Origin of the sequence: Ensifer sp. ENS10 (genome assembly GCF_014852025.1) — a bacterium.
GTDB lineage: Bacteria > Pseudomonadota > Alphaproteobacteria > Rhizobiales > Rhizobiaceae > Ensifer.
Map to the genome: position 1 here is coordinate 159,511 of NZ_JACVAS010000007.1, position 12,841 is coordinate 172,351.

The window sequence follows — 12,841 nt, forward strand, 5'->3', positions numbered from 1 at the left end:
AGAAGGTGCGATCCACACAACCGATGGATAGTTTACGATCCCGGGTACCTACAAAGTAGGTGGGCGCCATGTGTCCAGACCCACGAGCCCGGACAGGGACGGCTCCCTTGAGATCGAGTATGGCCCCGGGGATTGTGGTTCCTGTCGGGAAGCGCAGACCGCAGTCGATATATAAAGTGTCTCGGTGCTTCGCGCCAGAGGCTCGCCACCGAAACCTTTAGCTTGCTGGTGTCGTGGTGCGGCCGTTCAGCTTGGCGGCAATGCTGTGGATCTGCGCGGTGACTTCGCTGAGCGCAGAGGCCAGCGCCTCCTCGCTCTTCATCTGGTCGGAAAGTGCGGCATCGCGACCATCAGTCAGATTGCCGACCTCGGCCTCGAGGCTCTTCAGCCGGCGGTTGACCTCGCTGAGCTCGTCCATGACCATGATGCCGGCCATGACGGTGAGGCGCAGATCGCCGATCTCGCCAAACTGGCTCTTGAGATGTCCGACATACTGATCGAATTTCGTGGCAAGCTCGGTCAGGTGACCTTCCTGCCCTTCCTCGCAGGCCATCCGGTAGGCCTTGCCGTCGATCGATACTGTGACCTGCGCCATGTCGCTTTATCCTAGCGGTCGAGCACCGCCCGAATGGTTTCCATCGCCGTCACGAGGCGGCGGGAAACCTCGCGGTTAACCTCCTCGAGCCGGTTCGCCCGGAACTGCGACTGGTCGAGTTCCTGTGCCAGTCGCGACCGGTCGGTGTTGACACGCCGAACCTCGCCTTCGAACTCGCCGAAATCCCGTTCCCTGTCAAACCGACCGTCGATCGCATTCTCCAGGGATTGCACTGCGTTCCGCAGTTCATCGATCGCCGCTTTGACAGTCTTTGCCGGCATGTGTTCCGAATACCTCGCCCGTGAGGCCGAATCGCCCGAATCCCGTCCGCCGCTTCGGCTCGATCTTTTTTAAACCTATTACGTAAGTCTCAACAATGCCAAGCTCCGCAAACAACTACGGAAGCTGTGGATGGATTGCGTAGCCGGCTTTCTTCAACGGCAGTGCGAAAGCTCTGTTGCATTGCGAGACAAGGACCGGAACGACCTGCCGTCAAATGGCCGCGGAAGGCCCGTATTTATTGACTCGCACGGCGCACCTGCTATGTGTCAGCCGCTTCTTGCGCGGTCTTTGGAGGATAGAGACCGTTCCCTGACCACCGAACGCAAAACGGAACAGTCATGATCTCTCGCGAAAAACACGACCGGATGGCAAATGCGATCCGTTTCCTTTCCATGGATGCCGTCGAGAAGGCAAATTCCGGCCACCCAGGCCTGCCCATGGGTGCAGCCGACATAGCGACAGTCCTCTTCACGCGCTATCTGAGCTTTGACCCCAAGAACCCCTCCTGGCCGAACCGCGACCGCTTCGTGCTGTCGGCCGGCCATGGCTCGATGCTGCTCTATTCGCTGCTCTATTTGACCGGCTACGAAGACATCACCATCGACGAGATCAAGAACTTCCGCCAGCTCGGCGCCCGCACCGCCGGCCACCCGGAATACGGCCACGCCGCCGGCATCGAGACGACCACCGGTCCGCTCGGCCAGGGCCTTGCCAATTCCGTCGGCATGGCGATCGCCGAACGCAAGCTTCGCGACGAATTCGGTTCCGACCTGATGGAGCACTATACCTATGTGCTCGCCGGTGACGGCTGCCTGATGGAAGGCATCAGCCAGGAAGCGATTTCGCTCGCCGGCCACCTGAAACTCAACAAGCTGATCGTCTTCTGGGACGACAACAACATCTCGATCGACGGCCCGATCTCGATCGCCGACTCGACCGACCAGCACGCCCGCTTCCGCGCCTGCCACTGGAACACCATCGCCGTCGACGGCCATGACCCGGAAGCGATCGCCGCCGCGATCGATGAGGCCCAGAAGTCCGACAAGCCGACGATGATCGCCTGCAAGACGACGATCGGCTTCGGTGCGCCGAACAAGGCCGGCACCCACAAGGTCCACGGCTCGCCGCTCGGCGCCGAGGAAATCGCCGCCACCCGCAAGGCACTCGGCTGGGAAGCCGAAGCCTTCGTCGTTCCCTCCGACGTGCTCGACGCCTGGCGTCTGGCCGGCCTGCGCTCGACCAAGACGCGCAAGGAATGGGAAGAGCGCCTCGAAAAGAGCGATGCCGAGAAGAAGGCCCAGTTCGTTCGCCGCTTCTCCGGCGAGCTCGAAGGCCGTCTGTCCTCCGCCATCGACGACTACAAGAAGAAGCTCGCTGAAACCAAGCCGTCGCCGGCAACCCGCAAGGCTTCCGAAGACGCGCTCGAAGTCATCAACGGCGTTCTCGCCGAAACCATCGGCGGCTCGGCCGACCTGACCGGCTCGAACAACACCAAGACGAGCCAGACCAAGTCGATCACGCCTGACGATTTCTCCGGCCGCTACATCCACTGGGGTGTGCGCGAGCACGGCATGGCCGCTGCCATGAACGGCATGGCGCTGCATGGCGGCGTCATTCCCTATTCCGGCGGCTTCCTGATCTTCTCGGACTATTGCCGTCCGTCGATCCGCCTCGCCGCGCTGATGGGCATCCGCGTCATCCACGTGCTGACGCACGATTCCATCGGCCTCGGCGAAGACGGCCCGACGCACCAGCCGGTCGAGCACATGGCAGCACTTCGCGCCATTCCGAACCTCCTGATGTTCCGCCCGGCGGACGCCACGGAAACGGCGGAATGCTGGCAGCTGGCGCTCGAAAGCCACAACCGGCCGTCCGGCATTGCGCTCACCCGCCAGAACCTGATGGCCGTTCGCACCGAGTATGAGGAAGAAAACCTCTGCGCTCACGGCGCCTATGACCTGATCTCGGCCGCCGACGCCAAGGTGACGATCTTCGCCACCGGCTCGGAAATCGAAATCGCCGTCAAGGCCTGCCAGGCACTGACCGCCAAGGGCATCTCGACGCGCGTCGTCTCCGTTCCCTGCTTCGAGCTCTTTGCCGAACAGAGCGAAGACTACCAGCAGGCGATCATCGGCAACTCGCCGGTCAAGATCGCCGTCGAAGCCGGCATCCGCCAGGGCTGGGATCATTTCATCGGCAGCGACGGCGCCTTCATCGGCATGTCGTCCTTCGGTGCCTCCGGTCCCTACAAGGACCTTTACAAGCACTTCGGCATCACGCCCGAGGCGGTGGTCGCCGCTGCGGAAGCAAAGCTTTCCTGATCAAGTTGCGGGGCGCGCCGAAAGGCGCGCCCCGATTTTTTCGTACTACGTCATCCAGACAGGGAGAGACCCGATATGACAGTAAAAGTCGCCATCAACGGTTTTGGCCGCATCGGCCGCAACGTGCTCCGCGCGATCGTCGAATCCGGCCGCACCGACATCGAAGTCGTTGCCATCAACGATCTCGGCCCCGTTGAAACCAACGCCCACCTGCTGCGCTATGACTCCATCCACGGTCGTTTCCCGGCCGAGGTGAAGGTCGAAGGCGACACGATCACCGTCGGCGGCCGCAAGCCGATCAAGGTCACGGCGATCAAGGATCCGGCAACGCTTCCGCACAAGGAACTCGGCGTCGACATCGCCATGGAGTGCACCGGCATCTTCACCGCCCGCGACAAGGCTGCAGCGCACCTGACCGCCGGCGCCAAACGCGTCATCGTTTCGGCTCCGGCCGACGGCGCTGACCTGACGGTCGTCTACGGCGTCAACCACGACCAGCTGACCAAGGACCACCTGGTCATCTCCAACGCATCGTGCACCACGAACTGCCTGGTTCCGGTCGTCAAGGTCCTGAACGATACCATCGGCATCAGCCACGGCTTCATGACCACGATCCACTCCTACACGAACGACCAGCCGTCGCTCGACCAGATGCACAAGGACCTCTACCGCGCCCGCGCTGCCGCTCTGTCGATGATCCCGACCTCGACCGGTGCTGCCAAGGCCGTTGGCCTGGTTCTGCCGGAACTGAAGGGCAAGCTCGACGGCACGTCGATCCGCGTTCCGACCCCGAACGTCTCGGTCGTCGACTTCAAGTTCGTCGCCAAGCGCAACACCTCGGTCGAGGAAATCACCAACGCCATCAAGGCCGCCTCCAACGGCGCGCTCAAGGGCGTTCTCGGCTACACGGAAGAGCCTCTCGTTTCGCGCGACTTCAACCATGACAGCCACTCCTCGATCTTCGCGATCGACCAGACCAAGGTCGTCGAAGGCAACTTCGTGCGTATCCTCACCTGGTACGACAACGAGTGGGGCTTCTCGAACCGCATGGCCGACACGGCGGTCGCGTTCGCCAAGCTCATCTAAGTCAGATGTTTCGCGCCCTTTCTCCAAAGACGGTCCGCTGGCGTCCGCTGGAAGGGGAAGGGCTCGAACACCTGACGCTGACGCAAACCGAAACAGCCGACGGCGCGGTCATCCGCGCCGTCGGCGTTCTGATCGGCAACCGCGGCGGCACGCCCTATGGCGTGCGCTACCGGATCGATTGCGACGACACTTGGCACGTTCGCAAGCTCATGGTCGACACGACGGACGGCCGGAGCCTGCATCTGCGCTCGGACGTCCCGGGCCAATGGATGACGGCGCGAGGCGCTCCCCTCTCCGAGTTCGATGGTTGCATCGATATCGACCTCGCCGGTACACCCTTCACCAACACGCTGCCGATCCGCCGGCTCGACCTCGGTCGCCAGTCCGGCACTGTAAAGCTCAAGATGCTCTACGTGCCGTTCGACACGTTCGAGCCCGTCGTGGACGGCCAGCACTACACCTGCCTCGATGATTTCAGGCTCTACCGCTACGAGGCCGAGGATCGCAGCTTTGCCGCGGACCTGCCCGTGGACGAGGACGGCCTCGTCATCCACTATCCCACCCTTTTCCAAAGACTATCACCGGAGACTATCTGATGACTTTCAAGACCCTCGACGATCTGACCGACATCGCCGGCAAGCGCGTGCTGGTGCGCGTCGATCTCAACGTGCCGGTCAAGGACGGCGTGGTGACGGACGCGACCCGCATCGAGCGTGTGGCGCCGACCATCCGCGAACTGGCCGAAAAGGGCGCCAAGGTCATCCTGCTCGCCCATTTCGGTCGCCCGAAGGGTGAACCGGTCGCCGACATGTCGCTGAAGACGATTGCGCCGGCGGTCGAGGACGTGCTCGACCAGCGCGTCCACTTCGGCGCCGACTGCATCGGCGACAAGGCGAAGAACGCCATTGCCGAAATGAGCGACGGCGACGTGCTGCTGCTCGAAAACACCCGCTTCCACAAGGGCGAGGAAAAGAACGAGCCGGCCTTCGTCGAAGCGCTTGCCGCCAACGGCGACATCTACGTCAACGATGCCTTCTCCGCCGCCCACCGCGCTCATGCCTCGACCGAGGGCCTTGCCCATCACCTGCCGGCCTATGCCGGCCGCACCATGCAGGCCGAACTCGAAGCGCTCGAAAAGGGCCTCGGCCAGCCGAAGCGGCCGGTCGTCGCGATCGTCGGCGGCGCCAAGGTCTCGACCAAGATCGACCTCCTCCAGAACCTCGTGACCAAGGTCGACGCGCTCGTCATCGGCGGCGGCATGGCCAACACCTTCATCGCCGCCAAGGGCATCAATGTCGGCAAGTCGCTCTGCGAGCATGACCTCGCCGACACCGCCAAGGCGATCATTGCTGCCGCCGACAAGGCCGGCTGCGCCATCGTTCTGCCGGACGACGGCGTCATCGCCCGCGAGTTCAAGGCCGGCGCCGACAACGAAGTGGTCGATATCAACGCCATTCCCGCCGATGCCATGGTTCTCGACGTCGGTCCGAAGTCGATCGCCGCCGTCAACGACTGGATCTCCAAGGCCGAAACGCTCGTCTGGAACGGTCCGCTCGGCGCCTTCGAGATCGCCCCCTTTGACAGGGCGACGGTTGCCGTTGCCAAGCACGCGGCCGCCCGCACCCGCCAGGGATCGCTGGTCTCGGTTGCCGGCGGTGGTGATACCGTCGCAGCACTGAACCATGCCGAAGTCGCCGACGATTTCAGCTATGTCTCGACCGCCGGCGGCGCATTCCTGGAGTGGATGGAAGGTAAGCCGCTCCCGGGCGTCGACATCCTCAAGCAGAAGTAACGCATCCAATCGGCGCGCGGACACAACCGCCGCGCGCCGGTCAATCAAGAAAAAATCTTGATTGTTCAATCGATTAAAAAATTTTAAATCGTTTTAGTCGCTTTTCTCGCCATTTTCCTGGACAATTTCGCCTGTTACTCGCGCCTCGTTTGGAGCGTGGCGGCTGCCCTGTGCGCCGTCGGTCCGAAACTGTTTGTTTCAGTACCTGCCTGGTCCCTGGTGATCAGCGCTGTCTAGGGAGAAAAACATGAGCGAAAGACTGGAAGACATCGCAATTGCCATGGTCGCCAACGGCCGGGGGCTGCTCGCCGCCGACGAGTCTACGGCCACGATCAAGAAGCGTTTCGATACGATCGGCCTCGAATCCACCGAGACCTCCAGGCGCGATTACCGCGAGATGCTGCTGCGCGCCGACAAGGCGATGCGCAAGTACATCTCCGGTGTCATTCTCTATGAGGAAACCCTGTTTCAGCATGCCGTCGACGGCACGCCGCTGGTCGAAATCATCCGTGCCGCCGGCGCGATCCCCGGCATCAAGGTCGACGCCGGCGCCAAGCCGATGACCAATTTCCCGGCAGAGACGATCACCGAAGGCCTCGATGGCCTCGCGCAGCGGCTGGCGAAATATTACGAAGCCGGCGCGCGCTTTGCCAAATGGCGTGGCGTGATCGCCGTCTCCGATACCCTGCCGAGCCCGGGCGCCGTTCGTGCCAACGCTCATGCGCTCGCCCGTTATGCCGCCCTTTGCCAGGAAGCCGGCATCGTGCCGATCGTCGAGCCGGAGGTGCTGATGGATGGAGCGCCAGGCGACCATTCGATCGACCGCGCGGAGGAAGTGACGGAGTGGGCGCTGCGCACCACCTTCGAGGAACTGGCCGCCATGCGCGTCAGACTCGAAGGCATGATCCTGAAACCGAGCATGGTCATCGACGGCAAGAAGGCCCGCAAGGCTTCCGTCGCCGAGGTGGCCGAGCGCACGATAAGGGTGCTGAAACGCACGGTGCCTTCGGCCGTGCCTGGCATCGCTTTCCTTTCCGGCGGTCAGTCGACCGAAGAGGCGACGGCCCATCTTTCGGCGATGAACGCCACCCACGACCTGCCGTGGAAACTCACCTTTTCCTATGGCCGAGCCCTGCAGCAGGAGGCACTCAACGCCTGGCACGGCAAGGCCGACAACATCGGCGATGGCCAGCGTGCCTTCTCGCATCGCGCTGAGATGTGCAGCCTTGCGGCCAAGGGCACCTGGAAGAAGGATCTCGAGAAGGCCGCATAAGGCATGGTCGAGAGATGAGATCCGAGGGGCCGCAAGTCGGCCCCTCTTTGCTTCGGCTACATCCGCAGCAGGAATGCGTCGTCAACATCGCGGAGCGCCTGGACAGCAGGGCCAGCCAAGAGCTGGCTGCCCGTGCCGGATGGAACTTGTCACCGGAACAAGTTGGCGCCTTTGACGCGTGCGAACGCTGGCTTAAGTCTTGGCTTCACAGCCAACCGTAGAGAAAGCCGGTGCCATGACCTCCGCCGCCTCGCCACAATCCATCGCCTACGTCACTGTCGACGTCTTTACCGCTGAGCGTTTCGCCGGCAACCAACTCGCGGTCATCCCGGATGCCCGGGGCCTGAGCGACCAGCAGATGCAGGCGATCGCGACCGAGTTCGGCTACTCCGAAGTCACCTTCGTGCTGCCGCCGCGCGACCCCGCCAACACGGCGGAGGTCCGGATCTTCACGCCGACGATGGAGATTCCCTTTGCCGGTCACCCGAATGTCGGCACCGCCTTCGTGCTCGGCCGACAGAAGGAAATCTTCGGCCGTGTGCCCGGCGGCATCCTGCGCTTCGAGGAAAAGGCGGGGCTCGTCGAGGCAACATTGTCGCGGGAGAAGGGCGAGGTCATCGGTGCCCGCATCGTCGTTCCGCGCGGTCTGACGGCCGGCCCGGAAATCGACGCCGGGACGATCGCTGCCTGCGCATCGCTCACATCGGAAGCCATCAGCACGCGCATCCATACGCCTATCCGGCTTTCCGTCGGCCTGCCCTTCGCGGTCGCGGAAATCAGTGATATCGCGTCACTTTCGACGGCGCGGCCGAATGTTACGGCCTTCCATGCAGCGAATGCGCGCTACAAGCCCGAGGAAGACAGCTTCAGTCTGTTCCTTTATGCACGATCGCCGCAAACGCCGTGGCAGATCCGGGCGCGCATGTTCGCGCCACTCGACAATGTCAACGAAGACCCCGCCACCGGCAGCGCCTCGGCCGCCCTTTCGGCCTATCTCGTCTCGCTGCTGCCGAACCAGGATATCGATGTCGAAATCGCGATCGAGCAGGGCGTGGAGATGGGCCGGCGGAGCCTCATCGGGGCGCATGTCCGCAAGCAGGGCGGCATCGTTCGCCAAGTCAGCCTTTCCGGCAATTGCATCAGTGCGATGCGCGGTCTGATCGACCTGTAGCGCTTTCCCGCGGCGACCGTTAGAGCATTTCACTGTTTCAATGAAACAGTGAAATGCTCTAACTGTTTGAAATTGCGCAATTCCGGACGGAAAACCGTTTCACACTTTTCCTCGAATTGCTCTAGGCGGCCTCGCCGGGCTCCGGCAACAGCTTCAGAATATCGGCGAACATATCCTGCCATTCGGCGTCGTCCATCTCGGCGAAACCGAAACCGCGCAACAGGAAGACGCCCTCGGTGGCGAGGAAGGCAAGCCGCGCCCGGCGCCCAGCCTCCGTCGACAGGTCGATGCCATCGAGACGCGCGCGGTACCAGGCGCGGTTCTTCGCCATATGCTCTTCCCGCTGCAAAAGGGCTGCCATCATGCCGGATGTGCGGGCATTGTCGGCCGTGTTCATTCGCGCAGTCACCGACGCATGGGCGCGCATCGCCTTGACCGGATCAGGATCGTCGCCGCCCTCGGCCGCAACCGCGGTGTCGAACTCGTTGAACCAACGCTCCATCATCGCGTCGATCAGACCGTCCTTGTTGCCAAAGCAATATTGCACGCCGCCCTTGGTGATGCCGGCCGCCTTGGCGACGGCATCGATCGTCAGGCCGGCAGCGCCGACGGCGTTCACGATCGCCTCCGCCGCATCCAGAACCTTGTTACGATCGATTGTTCGACGTCGTCCCATCTTGACTTCCTATTTCAAATCCATACGTACGTATTTAAATAATGACCCTGACGTTAACAAGACCTAGCCCCCAATTCCCTGTGGGTGGCCAATTGAGGTGTACTATGCATCCGCAAAATCGCTGGCTCATTCTGGCCATCGTATCGAGCGCACTCCTTTTGATCGTCGTCGATATGACGGTGCTCTATACTGCCCTTCCCCGCCTGACCCATGACCTCGGCGCGAGCGCATCCGAGAAGCTCTGGATCGTCAACGCCTACGCCCTCGTCGTCGCCGGCCTTCTGCCTGGCCTCGGCACGCTCGGCGATCGGCTCGGGCACAAGACGCCCTTCATCGTCGGTCTCGCGGTCTTCGGCGTCGCGTCGCTGATTGCCGCCTACGCGCCCACCCCTGCGATCCTGATCGGCGGGCGTGTGCTGCTTGCAGTCGGCGCCGCGCTGATGATGCCGGCCACGCTGTCGATCATCCGCCTCACCTTCACCGACGAGCGCGAGCGGGCGCTGGCGATCGGAGTCTGGGCCGCGATCGCCTCCGGTGGTGCCGCCATCGGACCGGTGCTTGGCGGCTTCCTGCTCGAATATTTCTGGTGGGGCTCGGTCTTCCTCATCAACGTGCCGATCGTCGTCATTGCCCTCCTGCTCGGCCTCGTCGTGCTGCCGAACACATCAGGCAATCCGAAACATCCGTGGGATGCACTCGGATCGTTCCAGATCATGGTCGGTCTCGTCGGTCTCGCCTATGCCGTCAAGGAAACGAGCAAGCGCGAACCATCGCTGGAAGCTGGCCTCGCCGCCGTCGTGATCGGCGCCATCGCGCTCATTCTTTTCGTGCGCCGCCAGCGCCGGAGCCCGCATCCGTTGATCGATTTCAGCCTCTTCCGCAATGCGGCGTTTTCCTCCGGCGTCGCTGCCGCGCTGGTCGCATCCGCCTCGATCGTCGGCATCGAGCTGGTCCTGAGCCAGCAGTTGCAGCTCGTGGATGGTCTTTCGCCGCTTCAGGCCGGCCTCTTCATTCTGCCAATCCCACTCGCGGCGTTCGTCGCCGGTCCGCTGACCGGCACCCTGCTGCCGCGTCTCGGCGCGGAAGTGGTGCTGCGCTCCGGCCTCATTCTCGCGGCCCTCGGTCTCGGCGGATACCTGCTGGCCCATGAGGCCGGCGCGCTGACCCAGATCGTCACCCTCGTCGTCCTCGGCCTCGGCATCGGCGCCTCGATGACCGCCGCCTCCAGCGCCATCATGTTCAACGCCCCGCCGGAGCGGGCAGGCATGGCGGCATCGATCGAGGAGGTCTCGTTCGAGCTCGGCGGCGCGATCGGCATTGCCGTTCTCGGCACCGTCATGTCGGTCGTCTACACCGCCTTCCTCGTGCTGCCGGAGGGTGCAGCCATTTCGCCGATGGCCCGCGACAGCCTCGACGAAGCCCTGCTTCTCGCCGAGAAACTGCCGGCGGATGTGGCTGGCGAACTGGTAACCCGCGCCCGGCTCGCCTTCGAGCAGGCCTTTACCGCAGTCGTGATCGTGGCGACGGCCATGCTCTTTGTCACCGGCGCGGCCATCTGGTGGTTGACGGGTGGCCGCAGCACTGCGCCGGCGGAATCCCGTCAGGCAAGCCACCACTGAAAGCAACCGCCGGCACCCTCCGGCGGTTAGCGCAACCCCGCCTCGCATTGCGCGATCGCCTCGACCATCGCCTGGAAGCGGACATGGTGGCGAACCGCGTCGAGGTCGGAATCCTGCTTGAACCAGAGCAGCTGGTAGCATGAACTCTGTGGCAGCAAGGTTTCGAGCAGGTCGAGCGCCGCATCGGTATCGCCGAGGATGGAATAAACGCAGGCCGTATTGTACCGCGCGACCACGTCGTCGGGATCGATTGCCAGAGCGCGCGCCGCCCATTCCCGGGCGCGCTGGGCTTCGCCCATATGAGCGAGGGCCAACGCGCCGCGATGCGCGGGGCCGGAGTTTTCCGGATTGAGCTCCAGCGCCCGCTCCGCCCGAGATATCCCGATCCTTGCCCATTGCGCACGTTCGACGTCACGGCCGAGCGATTTATAGGCGCTCATGAGATGGATCGGCGACAGATAGTCGTCCGGCCGAATGTCAGCAGCGCGCTTGAAGAACTGGATCGCCGTTTCGAAGGCACCCTGCATAAACAGGAAACGGGCGTAATGGAAATTCGCCTCATAGAGGCCGGCATCGAGCGTCAACGCCCGCTCGAATTCGGCGACCGCCTCATCGTCCTGGCCGTCCTGGTGCAGCACCAGGCCGCGTGAGGCATGAGCCTCCGCAAGGTTCGGATCGATCTCCAGCGCTTTCGCGGTTGTGGAAAGAATGCTTTGCAGCGGGAACTCGTCCTCGTGCCAGTCGCGCAGCGCCGACTCGCAATCGGCGATGCCGGCATAGGCGCGGGCAAAGTTTGGGTCGAGTTCCACCGCCTTCAGGAACATGCGCCGGGCCAAGAGCAGATAGGACCGGGTCCAGGCATGCGAAAACTGCCGGCCGCGCAGGTAGTAGGTATAAGCTTCGACGCTCGTGGTCGGGTCGTTCTCGATCGCTTGTCTCTCCGCCGGCAAAAGCTTGATCTTGAGCTGATCGACGATGGCGTGGGTGATCTCGTCCTGAATGGCGAAGATATCGGTCAGGTCGCGGTCGTAGCGGTCGGCCCAGAGATGGGTACCGGTCAAGGCATCGATCAGCTGGCCGGTGATGCGCACCCGCGAACCCGCCTTGCGCACGCTGCCCTCGAGGATGTAGCGGACGCCCAGTTCCTGGGCCACCTGCTTCACCTTCACCGACCGCCCCTTGTAGGTGAATACCGTGTTGCGGGCGACGACATGCAGCTTCGAAATTTTCGACAGATCCGTGATGATGTCTTCGGTGATGCCGTCGGAGAAATATTCCTGCTCGGGATCATGGCTCATGTTGGTGAACGGAAGCACGCCGACCGAGAGCCCGTAGCCGTCATCAAGCACGATGGGGCCGACCCCGCTTGGCGCCGCCGCAACTTTCGTCGGCGCACCGAGCGCCACCGAATAGACATGCACGCACGCGGCAATGTTCTTCAGCGTGTGCTCACCCTTGTCGATGAAGCCGATATCGAGGCGCGTACCGACGTGATCGCGCACCGTGGCGGAAACGGCAACGCCGGATGGCTCCGCCAGCCCTTCGAGACGGGCGGCGACATTGACGCCATCGCCGAAGATATCTCCATCCTCGACGATGATATCGCCGAGATGCACGCCGATGCGTAGCTCGATGCGCTTTAGCTGCGGCACGCTTTCATTGCGGATCAGCATGCCGCGCTGAATATCGACGGCGCAGGCGACCGCATTCACCACGCTCGCAAACTCGACGAGAATGCCGTCGCCGGTCAGCTTGACGATGCGGCCCTTGTGGCGGTGGATCTTGGGATCGACGAGTTCATTCTTGTGTCGCTTCATCGCGGCCAGTGTGCCGGTCTCGTCAGCGCCGATCAGGCGGCTGTATCCCACGACATCGGCGGCGAGAATGGCAGCGAGACGGCGTTCCAAGAAACCCTCGAATTCACTTCCGGAGTGAAAGAGGTAATCTAGCGCGTTATTCCCCATCTGTCCTGCGCCCTTTTGTAGTTGTAGCGAATATACGTACAACCCAATAGCATCGCGCAATC

Annotated in this window: 11 protein-coding genes and 1 other RNA gene; 7 read left to right on the top strand and 5 right to left on the bottom strand. The window is 62.9% G+C overall.

The window, feature by feature from the left end; all coding sequences use genetic code 11:
• Positions 1-5: 5 nt before the first annotated feature.
• The 3 genes from ssrS to IB265_RS23240 all read right to left on the bottom strand — a co-directional run bounded on the left by ssrS (position 6) and on the right by IB265_RS23240 (position 876).
• Positions 6-163, bottom strand: a non-coding RNA gene (gene ssrS / locus IB265_RS23230) — 6S RNA.
• A 54-nt stretch (positions 164-217) separates the two neighbouring features.
• Positions 218-595: a cell division protein ZapA gene (locus IB265_RS23235; protein ID WP_057254675.1), complete on the bottom strand. Its 378-nt coding sequence runs from the start codon at positions 593-595 to the stop codon at positions 218-220.
• A gap of 11 nt (positions 596-606) precedes the next feature.
• Positions 607-876, bottom strand: a complete 270-nt coding sequence (locus IB265_RS23240) for a DUF4164 domain-containing protein (protein WP_057254674.1) — start codon at positions 874-876, stop codon at positions 607-609.
• A gap of 339 nt (positions 877-1,215) precedes the next feature.
• Here IB265_RS23240 and tkt point away from each other — a divergent pair, with 339 nt between their 5' ends.
• From tkt to IB265_RS23270, 6 genes are all read left to right on the top strand, one after another.
• Positions 1,216-3,198: a transketolase gene (gene tkt / locus IB265_RS23245; protein WP_057254673.1), complete on the top strand. Its 1,983-nt coding sequence runs from the start codon at positions 1,216-1,218 to the stop codon at positions 3,196-3,198.
• 75 nt (positions 3,199-3,273) lie between these two features.
• Entirely contained in the window at positions 3,274-4,284 is a 1,011-nt protein-coding gene (gene gap, locus IB265_RS23250; protein WP_057254672.1) for a type I glyceraldehyde-3-phosphate dehydrogenase, read from the top strand.
• Positions 4,285-4,289: 5 nt separating this feature from the next.
• A complete protein-coding gene (locus IB265_RS23255; RefSeq protein WP_057254671.1) occupies positions 4,290-4,880 on the top strand; it encodes a putative glycolipid-binding domain-containing protein in 591 nt (196 codons plus the stop codon).
• Positions 4,880-6,076 (top strand): phosphoglycerate kinase, encoded by a 1,197-nt coding sequence (locus tag IB265_RS23260; protein WP_057254670.1) that lies wholly within the window; start codon positions 4,880-4,882, stop codon positions 6,074-6,076. Before IB265_RS23255 ends, IB265_RS23260 begins: the two co-directional genes overlap by 1 nt.
• A gap of 247 nt (positions 6,077-6,323) precedes the next feature.
• Entirely contained in the window at positions 6,324-7,349 is a 1,026-nt protein-coding gene (locus tag IB265_RS23265) for a class I fructose-bisphosphate aldolase (protein ID WP_057254669.1), read from the top strand.
• A gap of 235 nt (positions 7,350-7,584) precedes the next feature.
• Complete coding sequence (locus IB265_RS23270) at positions 7,585-8,520, top strand: PhzF family phenazine biosynthesis protein (RefSeq protein WP_057254668.1); 936 nt, start codon at positions 7,585-7,587, stop codon at positions 8,518-8,520.
• Positions 8,521-8,641: 121 nt separating this feature from the next.
• Here IB265_RS23270 and IB265_RS23275 read toward each other — a convergent pair whose 3' ends face one another.
• The gene (locus tag IB265_RS23275; RefSeq protein ID WP_057254667.1) at positions 8,642-9,196 is read right to left on the bottom strand and encodes a TetR/AcrR family transcriptional regulator; all 555 of its coding nucleotides are present in this window, start codon (positions 9,194-9,196) and stop codon (positions 8,642-8,644) included.
• A 104-nt stretch (positions 9,197-9,300) separates the two neighbouring features.
• On the opposite strand from IB265_RS23275, the gene IB265_RS23280 reads away from it, so the two are divergent.
• The gene (locus IB265_RS23280) at positions 9,301-10,815 is read left to right on the top strand and encodes an MFS transporter (protein WP_057254666.1); all 1,515 of its coding nucleotides are present in this window, start codon (positions 9,301-9,303) and stop codon (positions 10,813-10,815) included.
• 26 nt (positions 10,816-10,841) lie between these two features.
• Here IB265_RS23280 and IB265_RS23285 read toward each other — a convergent pair whose 3' ends face one another.
• Positions 10,842-12,779, bottom strand: coding sequence for a tetratricopeptide repeat protein (locus tag IB265_RS23285; RefSeq protein ID WP_156414731.1), 1,938 nt, complete (start codon positions 12,777-12,779; stop codon positions 10,842-10,844).
• Positions 12,780-12,841 lie beyond the last annotated feature (62 nt).